The following is a 21176-nucleotide window of genomic DNA, read 5'->3' as shown; positions in this document are numbered from 1 at the left end:
AAAATGAAATTATTTGAGATGGAAGGATTTCTTCGTGGCAAGTGTAAGCGTGCAGCGAGAACCGTATTGACGGGGATGTGTTATTCATTTGGCAATGCTACGCGCCAGGGGAGCAGTTCGCTGACCCGGTTTATCGGCCAGTCAGCTATAACATCAAGCACATGGCGAAGGTAGCTTTCTGGCTCCACTCCGTTCAGTTTGCATGTCCCGATCAGGCTGTACAGCAGCGCTCCCCGCTCTCCTCCATGATCCGAACCGAAGAACAGGTAGTTTTTGCGGCCCAGGCTGACCATCCGTAGCGCATTCTCAGCTATGTTGTTATCTGCCTCGGCCCAGCCGTCGTCAGTATAGTAAGCCAGCGCCGGCCACTGGTTCAGTACGTACGTGAACGCTTTCGCCAGTTCTGAGTGTCGCGACAGCGTTTTCACCTTTTCACGCAGCCAGCTTTCCAGGGATTTCAGCCGCGGTTTAGCTTTTTGCTGACGTTCTGCAAGGCGTCGCTTCGCCGGCATCCCCCTTATTTCCGCCTCGATGGCATATAACTCACCGATCCGTTTCAGGGCTTCCTCCGTCAGCGCTGACGGGGTGCGAACGTGCACATCGTGGATCTTGCGGCGGGCATGAGCCCAGCAGGCAGCTTCCGTTATCTGTCCATTGCGGTACAGTTCGTTGAACCCGGCGTACGCATCCGCCTGCAGAACACCGCTGAAGCCAGCGAGATGGCTCTGCGGGTGGATACCTTTTCTGTCCGGGCTGTAAGCGAACCACACTGCCGGCGCCAGCTCTGACCCGGCGTTACGGTCGTCACGAACGTACGTCCACAACCGCCCGGTCTTCGTTTTCTTATTACCTGGCAACAGCACCGGGACAGGCGTGTCATCAGCATGGAGCTTACCGTCAGTCAGCACATAGTCCTGAAGCGCCCCTTCCAGCGGTGACAGTAGCCGGCAACACGCATCCACCCAGCCCGACAGCAGTGAGCGGCTCAGCTCCACACCCTGGCGGCCGTATATTTCAGACTGGCGGTACAGCGGGGTGTGCTCTGCATACTTTGAACTCAGCACGCGGGCCAGCAGCCCCGGTCCTGCGATACCCCGCTCGATGGGCCGTGAAGGCGCGGGGGCCTGCACGATGGCATCGCACTGAGTACAGGCATGCTTTTCACGTACTGTCCGGATAACCCGGAAGGCGCTGCGCATCAGCTCCAGCTGTTCGGCGGCATCTTCACCCAGGTAACTCAGCGCACCACCACATTCCGGGCAGCATGACGCTGCCGGCAGCAGCCGTTTTTCGTCACGGGGAAGTGATTCAGGGAACGGTTTGCGGGTACGGGTCTGCCGCAGCGGGCGCTGCACGGCCGGGTCATCCACCCGGCCGGTAAGGGTATCGCTTTCTTTCTGCAACTGCTTAAGGTCGGCTTCCATCTTCGCGATACGGCGGGAGACTTTTTCGGAGCGGCTGCCGAAGTTCATCCGGCGCAGCTTATCCAGTTGCGCCTGCAGGTGATCTATTTCGCGTTCACGCTCGTTCAGCTTTTCCAGAAGGGCACGGTTCAGCGCCTCCTGTTCGGCAAGGAGACGTTTCAGTTCATCGATATCGTCAGGAAGTAAGCTGTTCATACCGGGTATATTACCAGGCTCATTCAGCGTCGACCAGGATAAAGAGGCCTACAACATAGTCAGTGACGTAAGCAGTCTTTTAGGCTGCCGCCAGTCGATACCTTCAAGGAGCATCGCCAGCTGTGCCTGTGTGAGGAACACTTTGCCATCCCGGGCTGACGGCCAGGCGAAGCGGCCGCGCTCCAGCCGTTTGGTCAGCAGACACAGTCCATCGCCGGTAGACCAGAGGAGCTTTACCTGACTGCCATTACGCCCACGGAAGATAAAAACGTGACCTGACATCGGATCGTCTTTCAGCGTCGTCTGCACCTTTGCCGCCAGGCCGTTGAAGCCGTTTCTCATATCGGTGATGCCAGCGACCAGCCAGATCTTTGTCCCTGATGGTAATGGGATCAACGTTTGAGCTCCCGTATCAGCAGGTTCAGGATATTTTCGCTGATGGCACCATTCAGACGGAGTGATCCGTGCCGGAACGTCACTTCACAGCTGATATTGAGTGATTCAGGTGCCGCAGCAGCTACAGGTTGTGACCGGGGGGAGGTTGCAGGGACAACATCTTCGGCATCAAGTGTTATCGGGAGCAGCTCAGGCACGTTGTTTTCTGTTGTTGAAGGAGGACGTAGTTTTCCTTCGCGCCAGTACTGGCGCCACTTAAACAGCAAATTATCGTTGATCCCATGCTCACGAGCGAGTTGCGCTACGGAGATCTCTGGTCGATGCGAGAGTTCAACCATTTTGATTTTGAACTCAACGGGATAATTAGGGCTTTTTTTACGCACTGCGGTTAATGATTTCATGGATAGCGTCCACCATATTTGGTGTCCATTATCCTCTCAGGAATTTCAGGATCTGCCAGACGGTGCTGAGACGACGCTTACTGGCAAGTGCTTGCCTGGCGACATGAAGGTTAACGAAACGAACGCTGAATACCTGGTGCGTAAATTTTCTGAAGCGGATGCCAAGTGCTCAGCGCTGGCTGCGGAGAATGCGGGGATTAAAGCTGCGATTGACGCAACTATCGGATGGCAGCAATCAACCGATCCGGAGAATGTCGAAAGTGTCCGAATGCTGGTCGACGTTAAAACCCCAGCGACCGACGCTTTCCTGGCTGAAGTGCGGGCGCAGGGTGTGGAGATGTTGCGCGAACATCCGGCGATAAAACTTTGCTCTTTAACTCACGTATGTGATGAGTTCGCCGCCCAGCTTCGCAAAGGCGGTGCAACAGAAGAGAAGCAATCATTTCTCAGTGATGAAGATTGCCATGCATTCGTCAAAGCATTCACGAAAGGAGCCACCCAGTGAGCAACATCGACAAACGCGCATTACGTAAAGCCGCCGAAAAACATGGAGATGACGACATCCTGGCGCTGCTGGATGAGCTGGAAGCCGCCGAGAAGAGGATTTCTGAGCTTGAGAGCGACAATGCATACATCAGAAACAGGCACAAAGAACTAGACCTGTTAATCGGGAAAAACATTCTGGTAATGCAAGCCGCAATCATCGAATGGCAAGGAACTGGCGACGCCAAAAAGGGTCTGGCTTGGATTTATAACACGCTGTTTGGTCCTGGCGAACTGCCGGACGAATCGGAGAAAGACGCCCAGGCTTATTTTGACCGTAAATATGCTCCTCTCGACGAAGAACTCATGAACCTTCACCGATGGTTCTGGGAGCAGAGCGAAGCTGAGCGCGCCGCCGCAGCCGGTAAAGGAGAGTGAGCATGTCAGTTGAACTCGAAGATAAACGCCGTGGTGGGCAACGTATTACCGGCCTCGGACTAGCTAATGGGACGTGGTTTGCAGTTCTGGATATTCCAGGCATGGGAAAGCTTATCAACAATCAGCATACCAATGACCCGCTTGATGTGACGCCAGCCAAAGCGAAAAAGATGGCAGAGATTGTCGAGGCATGGACACCACCGGATGGTTGGTCTGGCAGCGAGCAAGAAAAAATGAAGAGTTATATCGTCGAATTTCTTCGAGGTTGCAACGGTTTTAGGAGCTACTAACCCATGACATTAACCAAAGAATGGCTCCTCAAGACCATCGCGGAGCTTGAAGAAGAGCGCGATGCAACCCCCGGCGCAGTAAACGTAGATGCGGCGATGGCGCTTGCTGCGATGACACTAGCGCTGGCATCGCTCGAATCGGAGGCTGTGGCATTACGTGACGAGCGTTCAGGTAGTGGAGGTATCAGCAAGAAGCCTGGCTTTAATGACCTACCGCATGGCACACCGTTATACGCCGCACCGCCAGCGCCGGCATCTGCGCCTGATGAGCATAACAGCGTAATTGCAGAACAACTGGCGCACGTCCTTTCTGGCATGGATGTTACCGATCATCAGCGAGCCATAATCAACTGCGCTGTTGATCGTTTGAATAAAAACGCAGAGGTAATTCAGCAAAAACCGGTTTATTCAGAGGTGCCAGAAGCATTGGATTATCAGGGTGCCGAACCTGTAACGACGGCTAACAAGTTGCCTACTGAATCAGCACGTGAAAAAGCTCTGGCTATTCAACTTCTGTCGATAATAAAGGATTTGGGCCTGCCAGAAAACTGTCCATTCGTCGATGTTCTTAATGAAATCTACAGGCTGCAGAGCAACTCTCCTGTGATTCCTGATGGCTACGTACTGGTGCCGGTTGAGCCTACAGAGGAAATGATAGCTGCCGCCATGTGCAGCAATGATGTGTTGTTCGATAAGGAGGACGACACGTTATTTCGCGTGCAGCACGGAGAAATTTGGAGTGCCATGCTTGCAGCAGCACCGCAGCAGGAGGTTAAGCCGTGAAATGGATTAACAATTATGCATGGTTTGGACGAAAAGGAGTTTCTTACATAGCTCCATTCGTACTCGGAATTATCGCTGAGAAGAACGCGCCAGAGTACGCAATCTGGTTAATAATCCCGATTGCAGTTATCTTTGGGTGGGCCAGAAGGACTCGGGCGGCAGGAGAGATTTGGCTCAGAGGGAATCGTGGTTCAATTGAGGGTTTTGAGTAATGCTTAAGCTAAAGAAGTTCGGAACAATATCGCAGAGGGATGATGGTAGGCTGGAATTTGATGGCTTTGAATTTTCTACAAGCGTAAGAAGTGTGTCAGGAGAGGATATTGTTAAATCCATCATCAATTATATAGCTGATGTAAATAATATTCCCTTAGACGATGTTCATTATGATGTTAGATCGGAGGTTTTGGTAATTCGCGCCTTGAAGAAAGCATCTAACTCCTAACTCATTCGACTCACAACAAACCCGCACCCAGCGGGTTTTTCTTTATCCGGAGTCACCATGCACGCCAATCCAATTATCTGGCTCGTAGTCGGAATTATGGCTCTGAGCGCTATCTCTTCACTCATTCACATGTCAGAGGGCTTGTTATGGCTAAATTTGCTGTGGGCGCGTTAGTGCAGCTTAAGACTGGAGGCATCAGAGGGATGGTTGAGAGCCAGATTGAGCCTGATAGCGACCATCCGAAAGCGTGGGTGCGTTGGGATGACGGTAACTACTAGGTGCATCACGAACACGAACTTCGCGCGGCTACTGTTGATGAGCCTCGCGTGTATAAGAAATTAGCGTAAGGAGATGGATGTGATGAGCATTCCAGAAGCTGCAAATGAATACCTGAAGAATAAGGCATATCTAGCCAAATGGGATGGGCAGGGATTGCCTCCGGTGGGAGCAGAGGTGGAGGCTTTTAACTCAGTAACAGGTAGGTGGTATCCAGTGCGCATAGTTTATAGCTCAGGTCGAAACTCTGCATGGATTGAGCTTGATTGCAATGGAAATATTGATAGCTCGTCATCATCTCTTATGAGATTCCGCCCTATCCACTCAGAAGAAGATAAGAAGCGCGATGCCTCCATACAAGAAATGATAGAACTAATCGACTCTCTTGTTGGTGAACGGGCAAATCCTGTACATGGTAAAAAAGCTGTCGCTGAGAAATTTTACGACGCCATAGCAGCCGGTAAGATTTCACACATCCGCATCGACTAGACCGCCGCAATGGCGGTTTTTTATTGGAGATAGATAATGAAAGCCAACCATGACCAGGAAGAAGGCTGCTTATTCATCAGCATGACGGAGGAGGATGCAAGCATGTGTTTCAATGCTATAGAGGCGATGCTTTCAACTGATGACGTAGTCGTTCCTCCAGAGTGTTACGACGCATTGATGGACTTAATGACCGCTCTCAATCTGGAGTAACCATGGAATCACACAGCCTCAAACTCGATGAGGCCTGTGCATTTCTGAAGATATCCAGACCTACCGCCACTAACTGGATTCGCACAGGCCGCCTTCAGGCAACACGCAAAGACCCTTCCAAACCAAAATCCCCATACCTCACTACGCGGCAAGCCTGCATTGCGGCGCTTCAGTCTCCGCTGCATACTGTCGGCGTGAGCGCGGGTGATGGCATAACAGAGGAACTGAAATGTCACTATTCCGCAGAGGTGAAACCTGGTACGCCAGCTTCACATTGCCGGACGGCAAAAGATTTAAGCAGTCTCTTGGGACAAAGGACAAAAGGCAGGCCACGGAGCTTCATGACAAGCTAAAGGCCGAAGCATGGAGGGTGAGTAAATTAGGAGAGACCCCTGACATGACCTTTGAGGAGGCTTGTGTCAGGTGGCTGGAGGAGAAGTCGCACAAGAAGTCACTGGACGACGACAAGAGCCGGATCGGATTCTGGCTACAGCATTTTGCAGGGATGCAGTTGAAGGACATTACAGAAACGAAGATTTACTCTGCGATCCAGAAGATGACAAATCGCCGTCACGGGGAGAACTGGAAGCTCATGGAAGAGGCTTGCCGCAAAAAAGGAAAGCAGCCTCCAGAATACAAGCCAAAGCCAGCAGCTGTGGCCACAAAAGCAACTCACCTGTCATTCATTAAGGCGCTTCTCAGGGCAGCAGAACGTGAATGGAAGATGCTGGATAAGGCTCCGATCGTCAAAGTTCCTCAACCGAAGAACAAGCATATCAGATGGCTTGAACCTCACGAGGCGAGAAGGTTGATTGATGAGTGCCCGGAGCCGCTTAAGTCAGTCGTAGAGTTTGCGCTTTCTACTGGCTTAAGACGTTCGAACATCATCAATCTGGAATGGCAGCAGATAGACATGCAGAGAAAAGTTGCGTGGATTCACCCGGAGCAAAGCAAGTCTAATCAGGCCATTGGCGTGGCGCTGAATGATACTGCTTGTCGGGTGTTGAAAAAGCAAATCGGAAATCACCACAAATGGGTGTTCGTTTACAAGGAAAGCAGCACTAAGCCTGACGGAACCAAATCACCTGTAGTGAGGAAGAGGCGCTACGACGCCAACACTGCATGGAGAGCTGCACTAAAACGAGCGGGAATTGAGGATTTCCGTTTTCATGACCTGAGACATACGTGGGCAAGTTGGCTTGTTCAGGCTGGAGTTCCTATTTCTGTGTTGCAGGAGATGGGAGGCTGGGAGTCGATAGAAATGGTTCGTCGATATGCTCACCTTGCACCGAATCACCTCACCGAGCATGCACGACAAATTGACTCGATTTTCGGCTCTTCTGTCCCAAATATGTCCCATAGTGAAAATAAGGAAGGTACAAATGATGCGTAACTACTTGAAATAACTGGTGCCGATAATAGGAGTCGAACCTACGACCTTCGCATTACGAATGCGCTGCTCTACCAACTGAGCTATATCGGCCCTGAGAGGCCGGTTACGAGCGTAACCACGGGGCAAAAGAGTAGATCTAACCGGGTGATGCGTCAATGCCCTTTTGAATCAAACGGCTATTTTTGCATCACCCTAGATTATTTACGCACGAATGGTATCATCACCGAAGCCGATCCACTTGTAGGTGGTCAGCGCTTCCAGCCCCATCGGACCGCGGGCATGCAGCTTCTGAGTGCTCACAGCCACCTCCGCGCCAAGACCAAACTGGCCGCCGTCGGTGAAGCGCGTCGAGGCATTCACGTAAACCGCAGACGAATCCACTTCATTCACAAAACGATCGGCATTGCGCAGGGTGCGCGTCAGGATCGCATCAGAATGCTGGGTTCCGTGTTCACGAATGTGCGCAATAGCATCATCGAGATCCGCAACTACCTTCACGTTCAGATCCAGCGACAAATACTCATCGTCGTACTGCTCCGCGTTAACCGAAACGACCTTCGCCGGACCGTCTTTCAGCAGGGCGAGAGCCTTCTCGTCCGCATGCAGCGTAACGCCACTTTCCGCCATCTGCTTGCTCAGCGCTGGCAGGAAGGTACTGGCGATGCCCTGATGCACCAGCAGCGTTTCCACCGTATTACAGGTGCTTGGACGCTGAGTTTTAGCGTTGACGATAATCTTCAGTGCAGGTTCGATCTCCGCGGTGTCATCCACCACGATATGGCATACGCCGATACCGCCGGTAATGACCGGAATGGTGGAATGCTCACGGCACAGCTTGTGCAGGCCCGCGCCGCCTCGTGGGATGAGCATGTCGATGTGTTTGTCCATGCGCAGCATCTCGTTGACCAGCGCGCGGTCAGGGCTTTCAATCGCCTGCACGGCAGCCGCCGGTAAGCCGCACTCTTCCAGCGCCTGCTGAATGACGTTCACCGTGGCGGCGTTGGTGCGCCAGGTCTCTTTCCCGCCACGCAGGATAGCGGCGTTACCGGTTTTCAGGCACAGGGAGGCGACATCCACCGTCACGTTTGGACGCGCTTCGTAAATCACACCGATGACGCCGAGTGGCACACGACGACGCTCAAGGCGTAACCCGCTGTCGAGCACCCCACCGTCAATCACCTGCCCTACCGGGTCGGCGAGGTTGCACACCTGACGGACGTCGTCGGCGATACCTTTCAAACGCGCCGGGGTCAATGCCAGACGGTCGAGCATCGCTTCGCTCAAGCCGTTGCGACGCGCTTCCAGCAGATCCTGCTCGTTGGCGAGCAAAATTTCCTGCGACTGGGATTCCAGATAATCAGCGATTTTTTCCAGCACGCGGTTTTTCTCGCGGCTGGAAAGGAGCGCCAGTTTATACGAGGCGGCTTTCGCGGCTGCGCCCATTTGTTCCAGCATGTTCTGGCTCCTTAACGAATAATCATGTCGTCGCGATGCACGGCAACCGGGCCATATTCATAGCCCAGGATGGCGTCGATCTGCTGGGAATGGTGGCCAGCAATCCGACGCAGCGCGTCGCTGTTATAACGACTGACGCCATGAGCGATGTCGCGACCTTCAAGGTTACGGATTCGGATCACTTCACCACGCGAGAAGTTACCTGTCACGCTTTTAATTCCTTTTGGAAGCAATGAGCTTCCTCTTTCCAGAATAGCGGCGGTCGCGCCTTCATCCACGGTCAATTCACCAGCCGGGGGCGCGCCAAAGATCCAGCGTTTGCGGTTTTCCAGCGGGGACGCCTGGGCGTGGAAGCGTGTGCCCACAGAGATGCCTTCCATCACATCACCTATCACGCCCGGACGGCTGCCCGCGGCAATGATGGTGTCGATACCGGCCCGGCACGCCACGTCCGCAGCCTGGAGCTTGGTGCCCATACCGCCTGTCCCAAGACCAGAAACGCTGTCTCCCGCAATGGCACGCAGCGCATCGTCAATGCCGTGAACGTCTTTGATCAGTTCTGCCTGTGGATTGGAACGCGGGTCAGCGGTAAACAGCCCCTGCTGATCGGTCAGAAGCAGCAGCTTATCGGCCCCTGCCAGGATCGCCGCCAGCGCAGAGAGGTTATCGTTGTCGCCTACTTTGATTTCAGCGGTGGCAACAGCGTCGTTTTCGTTGATGACCGGAACGATATGGTTATCCAGCAGCGCGCGCAGCGTATCGCGGGCGTTCAGGAAACGTTCTCTGTCTTCCATATCCGCACGCGTCAGCAGCATCTGCCCGACGTGAATGCCATAAATGGAGAACAGTTGTTCCCAGAGCTGTATGAGTCGGCTTTGTCCTACGGCGGCCAGCAGCTGTTTGGAGGCGATCGTCGCGGGGAGTTCGGGGTAGCCCAGGTGTTCACGCCCGGCGGCAATCGCCCCGGAGGTCACAATCACAATACGATGCCCTGCGGCATGCAACTGAGCGCACTGACGTACAAGCTCAACGATATGGGCACGATTAAGGCGGCGCGATCCGCCTGTTAACACACTGGTACCGAGTTTTACCACCAGCGTCTGGCTGTCACTCATGATTCTCTGCCGTTCAACAATAAGGGAAAATGATGTCAGTCAGACGTTTTAACAGGTGTCAGCCCCGTTGCCAACTGCCTTAGCACATCACCCGTCACTTTGTTGCGCGGGATCAGGAAGCGTAGCGGCAGATTTTGACAATTTTATTACCGAAAAATTAAAACATACTTTTTTAGACATATTCTTACTTTGTCATAAAACGTTCACCCACTAACGATAAAACCCTTCCTGTTTTTCACGGGGTAATAAGTTGAATCTTATTGCTCAGCGAATATTAGCGCGTTTTTAAAAAATCAGGATTGAAAATGAAAAAGAGCACTCTGGCATTAGTGGTAATGGGCGTAGTTGCATCCACATCTGTTCACGCAGCAGAAGTTTATAATAAAAACGGTAATAAACTGGACGTGTACGGCAAAGTAAAAGCAATGCACTACCTCAGTGATGATGACGCGAAGGATGGTGACCAGACTTACGTTCGTTTTGGCTTTAAGGGTGAAACGCAGATTAACGATCAGCTGACGGGCTACGGACGTTGGGAAGCAGAGTTCGCGGGTAACAAAGCAGAAAGCGACTCTTCTCAAAAAACGCGCCTGGCATTTGCGGGTATTAAACTGAAAGATTTTGGTTCTTTTGATTACGGTCGTAACCTGGGTGCGCTGTATGACGTCGCCGCATACACCGATATGTTCCCGGAGTTCGGCGGTGACGGCCTGGCGCAGACCGATAACTTCATGACGAAACGCGCTTCCGGTCTGGCTACATACCGTAATACCGATTTCTTTGGCATGGTTGACGGTCTTAATATGACCCTGCAATACCAGGGTAAAAATGAAAACCGCGACGTGAAGAAGCAAAACGGCGACGGCTTCGGTACCTCCCTGAGCTATGACTTCGGCGGCAGCGATTTCTCTGTGATTGGTGCGTATGCCAGCTCCGATCGCACCAATGAGCAAAACCTTCAGGCACGCGGCGAAGGTAAAAAAGCAGAAGGCTGGGCGACCGGTCTGAAATATGATGCCAACGATATATATCTGGCCACTCTCTATTCTGAAACCCGCAATATGGCCCCTATTTCCGGTGGTTTTGCAAATAAAGCGCAAAACTTCGAAGTGGTTGCGCAATATCAGTTTGACTTTGGTCTGCGCCCATCTCTGGGTTACGTGCAGTCTAAAGGCAAAGATATCGAAGGCATCGGCGATGAAGATATCGTGAAATACATCGATGTAGGTGCAACCTATTATTTCAACAAAAACATGTCTGCGTTTGTTGATTATAAAATCAACCAGATCGATGACGATAATAAACTGGGCGTAAGCAGCGATGATATCGTTGCGCTGGGCATGACCTACCAGTTCTGATGTTGTGGTAATAAAAAAACCGGCGCTGAGCCGGTTTTTTTGTGCCCGGTGACGCTGTGCTTACCGGACCTGGGGAGTAATACGTTTTTAGGCCGGGTAAGGCGTAGCCGCCACCCGGCGCTGTGACATCATCAGGCTCTCAGTTTCACCGCTTCGCTGGAAAAATCGTCCGCAGGCTCCAGCTTCAGATCCAGCGTTGCCAGCAGGTCGCGAGCTCTGCCGTGAAATTCTTTTAGCGTATGCTCCAGGCGATCGATCACTTCCTGATCTTTGATGCTCGTCGCCTGCCAGTGCCCGTCTTTATTAAACAGGCCAAACTGATAGCTATAGGTAAAACGGTTTTCCTGTGCTTCCATTTCCATCCACCAGCCCCAGAACTCACGTTTTTCGGGTGCAGGCTTCACGTTGACGCAAACAGCCAGGCAGTCGAAAAAAAAGCGATTCTCTTCACACTGCTCTTCTCGAATATACGGGCCAAGAGCCATGAACTTCTTAATCAGTCTACTTTTCGGGTGTCCACTCGGTAACGTCATTGCGATCTCCTTTTGTGAAGCACTGTTTTACCAAACCAACGAAATTTAGCAAACTATTAACACAATCTCTGCGTGATCCAGCGTGTGATCTCTTTAAGCGCTTTGTCAAAATTCTGGTACACCGGGCTGAAGGGTACCTCCAGCAATTTGCCATCCGAAGATGACGAGGTGATTAAGCGTGACTCCTCTTCCGGGCTAAATGGATCGTTCTTCCAGAAACCGGACATCATCGGGGTTGGGCAACGGCGGCCCAGCAAGCCCTGCGTTTTTAATGAATACCGATTAAGTTCAATGCGCAACGCTTCATCTGAAGCATCATGCATGCCAAGTCGGCTCGCCAGCACGTCCAGATACATTTCAGGAACGCTACCCTGACGCGCAGGCTCGCTTAGCAGTGCATGCACTACCGGACCAAGACAGGCGACGGCCTTCAGGCGGGAAGATTCAAGGTAGGCCAGCCGTACCGCGACGTTAGCGCCAAAGCGGAAGCCAAACGCACCTACCCGGGTATGGTCAACCCAGGGGATATTCTCCAGCGCTTTTAATGCATGCTGGTGCAGCAGGCTGGAATCTTGCGTAAGTTTCCATTTGGATGAAAAACCAATTGATGGCATATCGAGCGTCAGCATGGCGATCCCGTTTGGGGCAAAGTAGCGCTCATACAGGCTGTAATAATCAATTTGTAACGAATCCAGGCCGCCGCACATCAGAACCGTCGGGAACGGGCCTTCCCCCTCCGGCATATGCAGGAATCCACTCACCGGGCTACCGCCGGGAATGGCGAACTCAATTTCACGCATCCGGCCAGGCAGCCGCTGGGCGGCCTCTTCATAAGCCCGGTTTGCCAGCGCCTGGGCCTGCTCCGCCAGTTCGTCTCCTTTCAGATGCGGGTATGCAGCGATGCTGTAAAGGTTTGCCGCATGCAGCCAGTGTTTGCCGCTGAGAGTGGCATCTTCTTCCTGGCTCGCTTTTTGCTGCCAGAGCATGGCCTGCTTTGACCATTCGTAGATCCAGTTCCCGCCACGGTAGCCCACCACCGTGTCGTAGAGATCGCTGTCGGTGCGCTCAGACTCGCTCATCACGATACGCGCCTGCACGTCGAGGATTTCACGTGAATCGATACCGCGCCAGATCCACATCAGGCGATTAATCATGCGGTACCAGTGGGGCACGTTTTTACCATCTAACGCTGACTGTACAGCAGGCATGGTCCCCGGATTAAACCGACGCACCAGCGTCGAGGTTTCAGGGTGCTTGAAACGGGGTTTGAAAAGAGTTTCGGTGAGATTCGCCTGCGCCATTGCGTTGCCTCCATGGATACATCACTTGGAGACCATTGTAACGCGTGGCAGGGTAAAAAGAACAACGCCCGGCATAACCGGGCGTGTAAAGTTACGTACTGAAATTAACGGCCAGAGATAGGCGGTACGAAGACCACGCCCATATCCCATGGCTGTTCAATCCAGGTATCCTGTGGGATATCAATGACGTAATCATCAACCAGGGGACGACCCGCTGGTTTCGCGAAGATAGTGACGAAGTGCGCTTTTGGATACATTTCGCGGATAGCCACAGCGGTACCGCCGGTGTCCACCAGATCGTCGATAACGATAAAGCCTTCACCGTCGCCTTCCGCGCGCTTCAGCACTTTCAGCTCACGCTGGTTATCGTGGTCATAGCTGGAGATACATACGGTATCGACATGACGAATACCCAGCTCACGTGCCAGCAGCGCCCCCGGTACCAGACCGCCACGGCTGACGGCAATAATGCCTTTCCACTGTTCGGAAGGCATCAGACGCGCAGCCAGTTTGCGTGCGTGAATCTGCAACATGTCCCAGGTGACGACGTATTTTTCGCTCATGTGAAGTGTCCCAGCCTGTTTATATACGGCTTAAAAAAATGAGGGTGAACCAGGTTGCGCGAGATTATAGAGATCTGACGCACTAAAAACCAGTGTTACGCGCCATGAGCCTGAGTTTTTACATGCTTAATGCTACCAGCCACGGGAGAAAGTGGTATTCTCAGATGCATCTCGCAAGCCCGTCTTGTGGTAACGATTAACCTGCTAACCCAGTGACCTGCAACATTGTTTTGCAGCGCAACGACAAGGAGACCTATCGTGTCTGAACTGTCTCAATTATCTCCACAGCCGCTGTGGGATATTTTTGCCAAAATCTGCTCCATTCCGCATCCTTCCTATCACGAAGAACAGCTTGCCGAACATATTATGGGCTGGGCAAAGGAAAAAGGTCTGCACGCTGAGCGCGACCAGGTTGGCAATATTCTCATCCGCAAACCTGCCACCGCAGGTATGGAAAATCGCAAGCCGGTTGTATTGCAGGCGCACCTGGACATGGTTCCGCAGAAAAACAACGACACCGTTCACGACTTCACAAAAGACCCGATTCAGCCGTACATCGACGGTGAGTGGGTGAAGGCGCGCGGCACGACCCTGGGCGCAGATAACGGTATTGGTATGGCTTCCGCGCTGGCCGTGCTGGCTGACGACAGCGTTGAACACGGTCCGCTGGAAGTGCTGCTGACCATGACTGAAGAAGCGGGCATGGATGGCGCGTTCGGTCTCCAGGCAAACTGGCTGCAAGCGGACATTCTGATCAACACCGACTCCGAAGAAGAAGGTGAGATCTACATGGGCTGCGCGGGCGGGATCGATTTCATCTCTACCCTGCCGCTGTCCCGCGAAGCGATTCCTGCCGGATTCGAAACCTTTAAGCTGACGCTGAAAGGGCTGAAAGGCGGTCACTCCGGCGGCGATATCCATCTGGGCCTGGGCAACGCCAACAAACTGCTGGCACGTTTCCTGGCGGGCCATGCAGTTGAACTGGATTTGCGTCTGGTGGACTTCAACGGCGGCACTCTGCGTAACGCGATCCCTCGCGAAGCCTTCGCGACCGTGGCGGTGCCTGCGGCGAAAGCGGAAGAGCTGAAAAACCTCTCCAGCCTGTATCTGGATATCCTGAAAAACGAGCTGTCTGAGAAAGAGAAAAACCTGACGGTGGTACTGGAGTCCGTTACAACGGATAAAGCCGCGCTGACCACTCAGTCTCGTGACACGTTCGTCCAGTTGCTGAACGCAACGCCAAACGGCGTGATCCGCAATTCTGACGTCGCAAAAGGCGTGGTTGAAACCTCCCTGAACGTGGGCGTAGTGACCATGGGCGACGACAGCGCAGAGATCATTTGCCTGATCCGTTCCCTGATCGACAGCGGTAAAGAGTACGTTGTGAGCATGCTGGAATCTCTGGGTACCCTGGCGGGCGCGAAAACGTCTGCAAAAGGCAGCTACCCTGGCTGGCAGCCGGATGCAAGTTCTCCGGTCATGGCACTGGTGCGTGAAACTTATCAGAGACTGTTCAACAGCACCCCAAACATTCAGGTTATTCACGCGGGTCTGGAATGTGGTCTGTTCAAGAAACCGTATCCGGATATGGACATGGTCTCCATCGGGCCGACCATTACGGGGCCACACTCCCCGGATGAGCAGGTTCACATTGAAAGCGTCGGTCACTACTGGACGCTGCTGACTGAGCTGCTGAAAGCAATCCCTGTTAAGTAATAAGCCGTTTGATGCCCGGTGGCGCTTCGCTTACCGGGCATACGATTAGCCTAATCTACAGTCCCAGCACCAGCTGACGCTCCAGCTGCGGATCCAGCAATGTGACGTGCAGCCCCACCAGCCTTACCCCTCGTCCGCCCCGCCGCTCTTCCCATGCCTTTTTTGCCGTCGCAATAAGATCCTCTTTGTTGAGGCGTGGCCAGACGTGCTCCTGCGTCGTCTGTTGAAAATCGTTAAATTTCAGTTTGATGCCCTGCCGGGCAATAAGCAGATCTGGTTTGACCTTCAGTAAGCGTCGTTCAAGCTCAGGATAGAGTTGTTCCGTAATAATGGTTTCACACTCTGTCCAGTCATGGATATCTTCGCTCAGCGTGCGTTCAACGCCGACCGATTTACGCAGCCGTTCGTTGTTCACATCCCGATCATCAATGCCCTGACTGCGTTCCCACAGTACGCGGCCAAACTTACCAAAACGCTTAAGCAGCAGCGCCAGATCGCTGCGCTGAACGTCTTCACAGGTGCGTAGCCCCATACTTTCCAACTTCGCGGCGGAGACTTTGCCCACGCCGGGGATTTTGCTGAGCGGCAGCGTCTTTAAAAACGCCGGAACCTCTTCCGGGGTGATGACGTACTGGCCGTTGGGCTTATTTAAATCGGAGGCGATTTTGGCGAGAAATTTTATCGGCGCGACGCCTGCCGATGCCGTCAGGTTCAGCTCGTTAAAAATAGTCTGGCGGATCTCCTGCGCCATCAGGGTGGCGGAGCCGTGGCAGTGCACGCTGTGGGTGACATCCAGATAGGCTTCATCCAGCGATAACGGTTCAATCAGAGAGGTGTAGCGGGAGAAGATCTCCCGAATGTGGTTCGATGCTTCTTTATAGGCATCAAAACGTCCGGGCAAAAGAGTGAGATGCGGGCACAGTTTTAGCGCCATCGCTGTCGGCATGGCGCTGCGCACACCGTATTTGCGAGCAGGATAGTTGGCGGTGCTGATGACACCGCGCTGAACCCGGCTGCCGCCAATGGCGATGGGAATATCCCGCAGCGCCGGGTTGTCACGCATCTCCACTGCGGCAAAAAAGCAGTCCATATCGACATGGATTATTTTGCGCATAGTAAGCCCTCACTCATTACTGGATAAGTATACAGTAAACAAATGAGGGTTGAGAAGTATGCGTGGGAATTGTCGGGTGGCGGCGTTGCCTTACCCGACATACAAAACTAAATAATGCGTTGCTGCTCGCGAGCCATCCGTTTTTTTCGCGCATCGCACGGTTCCGGACAATCGCACACTTTTTCCATTCCGATGGAAGATATACCTCCACAGCTGCCCTGAATGCTTTTACGCTTGATGATCCAGCCTAAGGACATCCCGAATATCACCAGTACAAACACCGCAAAGGTCGCCAGAAAGGTCAGCATAATCAACCTCCGAAATCATCGAGCATGATGTTCTCATCTTCCACGCCAAGATCTTTTAGCATCTTAATCACGGCAGCGTTCATCATTGGCGGGCCACACATATAAAACTCGCAATCTTCCGGTGCCGGGTGCTGTTTGAGGTAATTTTCATACAGCACGTTGTGGATGAAGCCCGTATAACCTGTCCAGTTATCTTCCGGCTGCGGATCGGATAACGCCACATGGAAGGTAAAGTTAGGGTTATCACGTGCCAGTTGTTCAAACTCATCGTCATAGAACATTTCGCGCAGTGAACGCGCCCCGTACCAGAAGCTGATCTTGCGCTTGCTGCCAAGTCGTTTGAGCTGGTCAAAGATATGCGAACGCATCGGTGCCATACCCGCACCGCCGCCGATAAAGACCATTTCCGCGTCGGTGTCTTTGGCAAAGAATTCGCCGAACGGGCCGGAAATCGTCACTTTGTCGCCAGGCTTGAGGGACCAGATATAGGACGACATGACGCCAGGGGGTGCATCAGGCACATTCGGCGGCGGCGTGGCGATACGCACGTTGAGCATAATAATGCCCTTCTCTTCCGGATAGTTAGCCATGGAATAAGCGCGAAGCGCGGGCTCTTTTACTTCGGAAACAAAGCGGAAGAGGTTAAATTTATCCCAGTCGGCCCGGTACTCCTCGGGCACGTCGAAGTCAGCATACGCCACGGTGTGTGCCGGACAATCAATCTGAATATACCCACCCGCACGGAACGGGACGCTTTCCCCTTCAGGAACGCGCAGCTTGAGCTCTTTAATGAACGTGGCTTTATTATCGTTAGAAATAACTTCGCACTCCCATTTTTTCACGCCGAAGATCTCCTCCGGCAGCTCAATCTTCATGTTCTGGCGCACAGCGACCTGACACGCCAGACGGCAGCCCTCTTTCGCTTCACGCTTCGTGATATGCGACAGTTCTGTTGGCAGAATATCCCCGCCACCCTCTTTCACCTTCACACGGCATTGTCCACAGGAGCCACCGCCGCCACAGGCAGACGAGACAAAAATCCCGTTGCCGGAGAGCGTATTAAGCAGCTTATCCCCTGCCGGGGTACGGATCTGATTCTGCGGATCGTCATTGATATCAATGATCACATCCCCGGAATTCACCAGCTTCGCACGCGCCGCCAGGATCAGCCCTGACAGCACCAGTACTATCAGCGTGAACATCACCACGCCAAGAATAATTTCCATCTTTTAGCCCTTATAGCTGCACACCGGAGAAGGACATAAAGCCCAACGCCATCAGGCCGGTGGTGATAAAGGTGATCCCTAAGCCACGAAGCCCCGCAGGTACGTTGGCATATTTCATTTTTTCACGGATCCCCGCCATGGTGACAATCGCCAGCATCCAGCCGATACCGGAACCGAAACCATACACAACCGATTCACTGAAGTTGTAATCGCGCTGAACCATAAATGAGACGCCGCCGAAAATGGCGCAGTTCACCGCGATTAGCGGCAGGAAGATCCCCAGTGCGTTGTACAGCGACGGGAAGTATTTATCGAGGATCATCTCCAGGATCTGAACAAGCGCCGCAATCACCCCGATAAAGGTGATGAAGTTCAGGAAGCTAAGATCAACGCCCTCCACCAGCGCGCCATCGCGAAGCACGAAGTTGAACACCAGGTTGTTAATCGGAACGGAAAGCCCCAGCACAACAGTGACCGCCACACCCAGACCGAATGCCGTCGATACCTTCTTAGAAACAGCAAGGAACGTACACATGCCCAGGAAGAAAGCGAGCGCCATGTTTTCAACAAACACCGCGCGCACAAATAAACTCAAGTAATGAGCCATCGTCGGTTACTCCTTTTCCTGCTGTTCAGGCTTCAGCGTACGAATCAGCCAGATCAGCAAACCGATAATGAAAAATGCGCTTGGTGCCAGCAGGAACAGGCCGTTCGGCAGATACCAGCCGCCGTTCTGTACCGTATCCAGCACCGGAATGCCAAACAGTTTGCCGCTGCCAATAAGTTCGCGCAGGAAACCAACCGTCAACAGGATCACACCGTAACCCAGCCCGTTGCCTATACCGTCCATAAAGCTCGCCAGTGGCGGCATTTTCATCGCATAGGCTTCAGCGCGCCCCATCACGATACAGTTGGTGATAATCAGGCCGACAAACACCGAAAGCTGCTTCGAGGTTTCATAAGCGAAGGCGCGCAGAAGCTGATCAACCACGATCACCAGCGAGGCGATGATCGCCATCTGGACAATGATCCTCACGCTGTTGGGTATGTGGTGGCGGATCATTGAGATAAACATGCTGGAAAACGCTGTCACCAGCGTTACCGCCAGCGTCATGACCACCGCCGTTTCCAGCTTGGTGGTTACCGCCAGAGCCGAGCATACACCCAGCACCTGAAGCGTTATCGGGTTATTGGCTAAAAGTGGGCCCATCAGCACCTTTTTAACTTCTTTCAGTTCACCCGTATCAGCCATTGTTCAGCGCTCCTTCACGTACATTCTTCAGGAAGGGACCAAAGCCCAGTTCACCCATCCAGAAATCAAAGCTGTGCTGCACCCCATTAGAGGTGAGCGTAGCGCCGGAAAGGCCATCAACGGCAAATTCATCACCGGGACGCGCTCCTCCTTTCACCACCTTCAGCGCAGGCAGGCCGTTGTCATCGAGCACTTTTTTACCGACAAACTGTGCCCGCCAGTTAGGGTTCTCAACTTCGCCCCCCAGCCCTGGTGTTTCGCCCTGATCGTAATATGTAATGCCTTTGACCGTACGGCCATCGGTATCCAGCGCCACAAAGGCGTACATCATTGACCATAAACCGTTGCCATAGATGGGCAACACGATTTCCTGGATGCGCTTTTGCTCGTCGCGGACGAGGTAAATCTCCGCGACATTGCTGCGGCGCTTAATGCCTGCCGGATCCTGCGAGGCGTCAAGCATGGTGCTCATCTGCGGATCTTTTAGCGCCAGCGCCTGGTTATATTTCGCCGGGTCTTTATCCATTAACTCCCCGGTTTTTAAATCCACCAGCCGTGCGGTAATGCGTTCGGCAAACACCGCTGCGACGTCATCCTTCGTCATGCCTTCCTGCATCAGCCCGGCAACGGCAAGGATGTTACGCTGTTTATCCAGCGCACGTTGCTCCTGCTGTAGCGGTTTCAACCCAACGGCAGAACCGGCCACGACAATGGAACAGACCAGACACAGTACCAGCACCACCAGCAGCGTTTTGCTGATACTGTCGTTATTTTTGATCTCAGCCACGCGCCTTCCTCCGCTTAATGTTGGCGCGCACGACCAGGTAGTCGAACAGCGGCGCAAACAGATTGGCAAACAGAATGGCCAACATCATCCCTTCCGGATAGGCCGGGTTGACCACGCGAATCAGTACACACATCACCCCAATGAGCGCGCCGTAGCACCATTTTCCTCTGTCGGTAAACGAAGCCGAGACGGGATCGGTGGCCATGAACATCATGCCAAACGCAAAGCCTCCCAGCACGAGGTGCCAGTACCACGGCATGGAGAACATCGGGTTAGTGTCTGAACCAATGAAATTGAAAAGCGTGGCGGTGAGGACCATCCCAAGCATGACGCCAGCGACAATGCGCCAGGACGCCACGCGGCCAAAGAGGATGATGGCTCCGCCGATCAAAATCATCAGGGTAGACACTTCACCGATGGAGCCTGGAATATTGCCAATAAACGCATCAAACCAGGTGACAGGCTGTCCGGTTGCATTGTTAACCAGCGTTTCGCCGCCGCCAGCCGCCCACTGTGAAAGTGGCGTCGCGCCGGAGAATCCGTCTGCTGCCGTCCACACCAGGTCGCCCGAGATTTGCGCCGGATAAGCAAAGAACAGGAACGCGCGCCCTGCCAGTGCCGGGTTGAGGAAGTTGCGTCCGGTCCCGCCGAAGATCTCCTTGGCAATCACTACGCCAAAGCTGATCCCCATCGCCGCCTGCCAGAGCGGCAGCGTTGGCGGAACAATCAGCGCAAACAGAATAGAGGTAACAAAGAAGCCCTCGTTGATCTCATGTTTGCGAATAATAGCGAACAGAACCTCCCAGAAACCGCCCACAATAAAGACAGTCATATAGATGGGGAGGAAGAAGACAGCGCCCAGCGTCATCATGCTGATCCAGCCTGCATCTGCCGCAAAGCTCACCCCCAGCGACTGCGCCAGACGATAGTGCCAGTCAGACTGAATCACCTGCGCCAGCTGCTCTGCATCGTACATATGGTGCAGCGCCGGAATAGTCTGCAACCCAACGTTATACATCCCCCAGAACATGGCCGGGAAGACCGCAAACCAGACCAGAATCATCATTCGCTTGAGGTCGATGGCGTCGCGAACGTGCGCCGCGCCTTTCGTCACCAGACCCGGCGTGTAGAAAATGGTCGTTGTCGCTTCATACAGCGGGTAGTACTTTTTGAGCTTCCCTTCGGTAAAGTGCGGCTCAATTTTTTCAAAGAGGTGTTTTAAGCCCAT

The 21176-nt window shown here is 53.3% G+C and carries 27 protein-coding genes and 1 tRNA gene; 12 read left to right on the top strand and 16 right to left on the bottom strand.

Features of this window, described 5'->3' with window-relative positions; translation table 11 throughout:
- Nucleotides 1–80 precede the first annotated feature (80 nt).
- Genes ACQG11_RS14145 through tnpA form a run of 3 tightly spaced genes read right to left on the bottom strand, consistent with a single transcriptional unit; the run spans nucleotide 81 to nucleotide 2416 of the window.
- A complete protein-coding gene (locus ACQG11_RS14145) occupies nucleotides 81–1619 on the bottom strand; it encodes an IS66-like element ISKpn24 family transposase (RefSeq protein ID WP_048213845.1) in 1539 nt (512 codons plus the stop codon).
- A gap of 48 nt (nucleotides 1620–1667) precedes the next feature.
- Nucleotides 1668–2015, bottom strand: a complete 348-nt coding sequence (tnpB, locus tag ACQG11_RS14140) for an IS66 family insertion sequence element accessory protein TnpB (RefSeq protein WP_001774233.1) — start codon at nucleotides 2013–2015, stop codon at nucleotides 1668–1670.
- Nucleotides 2012–2416, bottom strand: coding sequence for an IS66-like element accessory protein TnpA (gene tnpA, locus ACQG11_RS14135; protein WP_003031976.1), 405 nt, complete (start codon nucleotides 2414–2416; stop codon nucleotides 2012–2014). Before tnpA ends, tnpB begins: the two co-directional genes overlap by 4 nt.
- Nucleotides 2417–2519: 103 nt before the next feature.
- Between tnpA and ACQG11_RS14130 the strand changes: the two genes are divergently transcribed.
- The 10 genes from ACQG11_RS14130 to ACQG11_RS14085 all read left to right on the top strand — a co-directional run bounded on the left by ACQG11_RS14130 (nucleotide 2520) and on the right by ACQG11_RS14085 (nucleotide 7220).
- Nucleotides 2520–2921 carry a hypothetical protein gene (locus ACQG11_RS14130; protein ID WP_426728897.1) on the top strand — a complete coding sequence of 134 codons (402 nt, stop codon included), beginning with the start codon at nucleotides 2520–2522 and terminating at the stop codon, nucleotides 2919–2921.
- A 56-nt stretch (nucleotides 2922–2977) separates the two neighbouring features.
- Nucleotides 2978–3337, top strand: coding sequence for an ead/Ea22-like family protein (locus tag ACQG11_RS14125; protein ID WP_426728896.1), 360 nt, complete (start codon nucleotides 2978–2980; stop codon nucleotides 3335–3337).
- Between the two features lie 2 nt (nucleotides 3338–3339).
- Nucleotides 3340–3627, top strand: coding sequence for a hypothetical protein (locus ACQG11_RS14120; protein WP_426728449.1), 288 nt, complete (start codon nucleotides 3340–3342; stop codon nucleotides 3625–3627).
- 3 nt (nucleotides 3628–3630) lie between these two features.
- Nucleotides 3631–4410 carry a hypothetical protein gene (locus ACQG11_RS14115; RefSeq protein ID WP_426728448.1) on the top strand — a complete coding sequence of 260 codons (780 nt, stop codon included), beginning with the start codon at nucleotides 3631–3633 and terminating at the stop codon, nucleotides 4408–4410.
- A 211-nt stretch (nucleotides 4411–4621) separates the two neighbouring features.
- Nucleotides 4622–4852 (top strand): hypothetical protein, encoded by a 231-nt coding sequence (locus tag ACQG11_RS14110; protein WP_426728447.1) that lies wholly within the window; start codon nucleotides 4622–4624, stop codon nucleotides 4850–4852.
- A gap of 146 nt (nucleotides 4853–4998) precedes the next feature.
- Nucleotides 4999–5130: a hypothetical protein gene (locus ACQG11_RS14105; protein ID WP_426728446.1), complete on the top strand. Its 132-nt coding sequence runs from the start codon at nucleotides 4999–5001 to the stop codon at nucleotides 5128–5130.
- Nucleotides 5131–5212: 82 nt separating this feature from the next.
- Nucleotides 5213–5617 carry a hypothetical protein gene (locus ACQG11_RS14100; RefSeq protein ID WP_426728445.1) on the top strand — a complete coding sequence of 135 codons (405 nt, stop codon included), beginning with the start codon at nucleotides 5213–5215 and terminating at the stop codon, nucleotides 5615–5617.
- A 36-nt stretch (nucleotides 5618–5653) separates the two neighbouring features.
- The gene (locus ACQG11_RS14095; RefSeq protein WP_426728444.1) at nucleotides 5654–5827 is read left to right on the top strand and encodes a hypothetical protein; all 174 of its coding nucleotides are present in this window, start codon (nucleotides 5654–5656) and stop codon (nucleotides 5825–5827) included.
- Nucleotides 5828–5829: 2 nt separating this feature from the next.
- Nucleotides 5830–6180 carry a helix-turn-helix domain-containing protein gene (locus ACQG11_RS14090; RefSeq protein ID WP_426728443.1) on the top strand — a complete coding sequence of 117 codons (351 nt, stop codon included), beginning with the start codon at nucleotides 5830–5832 and terminating at the stop codon, nucleotides 6178–6180.
- Entirely contained in the window at nucleotides 6102–7220 is a 1119-nt protein-coding gene (locus tag ACQG11_RS14085) for a tyrosine-type recombinase/integrase (RefSeq protein ID WP_426728895.1), read from the top strand. Before ACQG11_RS14090 ends, ACQG11_RS14085 begins: the two co-directional genes overlap by 79 nt.
- Nucleotides 7221–7234: 14 nt before the next feature.
- Here ACQG11_RS14085 and ACQG11_RS14080 read toward each other — a convergent pair.
- From ACQG11_RS14080 to proB, 3 genes are all read right to left on the bottom strand, one after another.
- Nucleotides 7235–7310 (bottom strand) — tRNA-Thr (locus tag ACQG11_RS14080).
- Nucleotides 7311–7421: 111 nt separating this feature from the next.
- A complete protein-coding gene (gene proA / locus ACQG11_RS14075; protein ID WP_058645997.1) occupies nucleotides 7422–8675 on the bottom strand; it encodes a glutamate-5-semialdehyde dehydrogenase in 1254 nt (417 codons plus the stop codon).
- A gap of 11 nt (nucleotides 8676–8686) precedes the next feature.
- Nucleotides 8687–9790 (bottom strand): glutamate 5-kinase, encoded by a 1104-nt coding sequence (gene proB / locus ACQG11_RS14070; RefSeq protein ID WP_015571369.1) that lies wholly within the window; start codon nucleotides 9788–9790, stop codon nucleotides 8687–8689.
- Nucleotides 9791–10095: 305 nt separating this feature from the next.
- On the opposite strand from proB, the gene phoE reads away from it, so the two are divergent.
- Entirely contained in the window at nucleotides 10096–11148 is a 1053-nt protein-coding gene (gene phoE, locus ACQG11_RS14065) for a phosphoporin PhoE (RefSeq protein ID WP_022647150.1), read from the top strand.
- A 131-nt stretch (nucleotides 11149–11279) separates the two neighbouring features.
- Here the strand turns inward: phoE and crl are convergent, their stop codons facing one another.
- The 3 genes from crl to gpt all read right to left on the bottom strand — a co-directional run bounded on the left by crl (nucleotide 11280) and on the right by gpt (nucleotide 13545).
- Entirely contained in the window at nucleotides 11280–11681 is a 402-nt protein-coding gene (gene crl / locus ACQG11_RS14060) for a sigma factor-binding protein Crl (protein WP_022647149.1), read from the bottom strand.
- A gap of 56 nt (nucleotides 11682–11737) precedes the next feature.
- A complete protein-coding gene (gene frsA / locus ACQG11_RS14055) occupies nucleotides 11738–12982 on the bottom strand; it encodes an esterase FrsA (RefSeq protein ID WP_426728442.1) in 1245 nt (414 codons plus the stop codon).
- Between the two features lie 104 nt (nucleotides 12983–13086).
- Nucleotides 13087–13545: a xanthine phosphoribosyltransferase gene (gene gpt, locus ACQG11_RS14050; protein ID WP_003863205.1), complete on the bottom strand. Its 459-nt coding sequence runs from the start codon at nucleotides 13543–13545 to the stop codon at nucleotides 13087–13089.
- Between the two features lie 258 nt (nucleotides 13546–13803).
- On the opposite strand from gpt, the gene pepD reads away from it, so the two are divergent.
- Entirely contained in the window at nucleotides 13804–15261 is a 1458-nt protein-coding gene (gene pepD / locus ACQG11_RS14045) for a cytosol nonspecific dipeptidase (RefSeq protein WP_426728441.1), read from the top strand.
- A gap of 55 nt (nucleotides 15262–15316) precedes the next feature.
- Here pepD and dinB read toward each other — a convergent pair whose 3' ends face one another.
- The 7 genes from dinB to ACQG11_RS14010 form a co-directional block, all read right to left on the bottom strand.
- Nucleotides 15317–16375 (bottom strand): DNA polymerase IV, encoded by a 1059-nt coding sequence (gene dinB, locus ACQG11_RS14040; protein WP_023299391.1) that lies wholly within the window; start codon nucleotides 16373–16375, stop codon nucleotides 15317–15319.
- A gap of 107 nt (nucleotides 16376–16482) precedes the next feature.
- A complete protein-coding gene (gene nqrM, locus ACQG11_RS14035) occupies nucleotides 16483–16683 on the bottom strand; it encodes a (Na+)-NQR maturation NqrM (RefSeq protein ID WP_003863212.1) in 201 nt (66 codons plus the stop codon).
- A gap of 2 nt (nucleotides 16684–16685) precedes the next feature.
- Entirely contained in the window at nucleotides 16686–17909 is a 1224-nt protein-coding gene (gene nqrF / locus ACQG11_RS14030) for an NADH:ubiquinone reductase (Na(+)-transporting) subunit F (protein ID WP_006810003.1), read from the bottom strand.
- A gap of 10 nt (nucleotides 17910–17919) precedes the next feature.
- The gene (gene nqrE / locus ACQG11_RS14025) at nucleotides 17920–18516 is read right to left on the bottom strand and encodes an NADH:ubiquinone reductase (Na(+)-transporting) subunit E (RefSeq protein WP_003863217.1); all 597 of its coding nucleotides are present in this window, start codon (nucleotides 18514–18516) and stop codon (nucleotides 17920–17922) included.
- A gap of 6 nt (nucleotides 18517–18522) precedes the next feature.
- On the bottom strand, nucleotides 18523–19161 hold the full coding sequence (locus ACQG11_RS14020) for an NADH:ubiquinone reductase (Na(+)-transporting) subunit D (protein WP_426728440.1): 639 nt from the start codon (nucleotides 19159–19161) through the stop codon (nucleotides 18523–18525).
- Nucleotides 19154–19948, bottom strand: coding sequence for a Na(+)-translocating NADH-quinone reductase subunit C (locus tag ACQG11_RS14015; RefSeq protein WP_058645999.1), 795 nt, complete (start codon nucleotides 19946–19948; stop codon nucleotides 19154–19156). Before ACQG11_RS14015 ends, ACQG11_RS14020 begins: the two co-directional genes overlap by 8 nt.
- Nucleotides 19941–21176, bottom strand: a complete 1236-nt coding sequence (locus ACQG11_RS14010; RefSeq protein ID WP_022647143.1) for an NADH:ubiquinone reductase (Na(+)-transporting) subunit B — start codon at nucleotides 21174–21176, stop codon at nucleotides 19941–19943. The genes ACQG11_RS14015 and ACQG11_RS14010 overlap by 8 nt, the downstream gene beginning before the upstream one ends.

Source organism: Enterobacter cloacae complex sp. 372C4, assembly GCF_050030615.1.
Classification (GTDB): Bacteria; Pseudomonadota; Gammaproteobacteria; order Enterobacterales; family Enterobacteriaceae; genus Enterobacter; species Enterobacter intestinihominis.
The sequence above is the reverse complement of the archived record's forward strand: the minus strand, read 5'-3'. Positions and strand labels throughout refer to the sequence as shown.

Excerpts from the sequence above, each read along its gene's own strand:
- ACQG11_RS14145 (WP_048213845.1), bottom strand. The coding sequence starts at position 1,619 with ATGAACAGCTTACTTCCTGACGATATCGATGAACTGAAACGTCTCCTT.
- tnpA (WP_003031976.1), bottom strand. The coding sequence starts at position 2,416 with ATGAAATCATTAACCGCAGTGCGTAAAAAAAGCCCTAATTATCCCGTT.
- ACQG11_RS14130 (WP_426728897.1), top strand. The coding sequence starts at position 2,520 with ATGAAGGTTAACGAAACGAACGCTGAATACCTGGTGCGTAAATTTTCT.
- ACQG11_RS14120 (WP_426728449.1), top strand. The coding sequence starts at position 3,340 with ATGTCAGTTGAACTCGAAGATAAACGCCGTGGTGGGCAACGTATTACC.
- ACQG11_RS14115 (WP_426728448.1), top strand. The coding sequence starts at position 3,631 with ATGACATTAACCAAAGAATGGCTCCTCAAGACCATCGCGGAGCTTGAA.
- ACQG11_RS14110 (WP_426728447.1), top strand. The coding sequence starts at position 4,622 with ATGCTTAAGCTAAAGAAGTTCGGAACAATATCGCAGAGGGATGATGGT.
- ACQG11_RS14105 (WP_426728446.1), top strand. The coding sequence starts at position 4,999 with ATGGCTAAATTTGCTGTGGGCGCGTTAGTGCAGCTTAAGACTGGAGGC.
- ACQG11_RS14100 (WP_426728445.1), top strand. The coding sequence starts at position 5,213 with ATGAGCATTCCAGAAGCTGCAAATGAATACCTGAAGAATAAGGCATAT.
- ACQG11_RS14095 (WP_426728444.1), top strand. The coding sequence starts at position 5,654 with ATGAAAGCCAACCATGACCAGGAAGAAGGCTGCTTATTCATCAGCATG.
- ACQG11_RS14090 (WP_426728443.1), top strand. The coding sequence starts at position 5,830 with ATGGAATCACACAGCCTCAAACTCGATGAGGCCTGTGCATTTCTGAAG.
- proA (WP_058645997.1), bottom strand. The coding sequence starts at position 8,675 with ATGCTGGAACAAATGGGCGCAGCCGCGAAAGCCGCCTCGTATAAACTG.
- proB (WP_015571369.1), bottom strand. The coding sequence starts at position 9,790 with ATGAGTGACAGCCAGACGCTGGTGGTAAAACTCGGTACCAGTGTGTTA.
- phoE (WP_022647150.1), top strand. The coding sequence starts at position 10,096 with ATGAAAAAGAGCACTCTGGCATTAGTGGTAATGGGCGTAGTTGCATCC.
- crl (WP_022647149.1), bottom strand. The coding sequence starts at position 11,681 with ATGACGTTACCGAGTGGACACCCGAAAAGTAGACTGATTAAGAAGTTC.
- frsA (WP_426728442.1), bottom strand. The coding sequence starts at position 12,982 with ATGGCGCAGGCGAATCTCACCGAAACTCTTTTCAAACCCCGTTTCAAG.
- gpt (WP_003863205.1), bottom strand. The coding sequence starts at position 13,545 with ATGAGCGAAAAATACGTCGTCACCTGGGACATGTTGCAGATTCACGCA.
- dinB (WP_023299391.1), bottom strand. The coding sequence starts at position 16,375 with ATGCGCAAAATAATCCATGTCGATATGGACTGCTTTTTTGCCGCAGTG.
- nqrM (WP_003863212.1), bottom strand. The coding sequence starts at position 16,683 with ATGCTGACCTTTCTGGCGACCTTTGCGGTGTTTGTACTGGTGATATTC.
- nqrF (WP_006810003.1), bottom strand. The coding sequence starts at position 17,909 with ATGGAAATTATTCTTGGCGTGGTGATGTTCACGCTGATAGTACTGGTG.
- nqrE (WP_003863217.1), bottom strand. The coding sequence starts at position 18,516 with ATGGCTCATTACTTGAGTTTATTTGTGCGCGCGGTGTTTGTTGAAAAC.
- ACQG11_RS14020 (WP_426728440.1), bottom strand. The coding sequence starts at position 19,161 with ATGGCTGATACGGGTGAACTGAAAGAAGTTAAAAAGGTGCTGATGGGC.
- ACQG11_RS14010 (WP_022647143.1), bottom strand. The coding sequence starts at position 21,176 with ATGGGCTTAAAACACCTCTTTGAAAAAATTGAGCCGCACTTTACCGAA.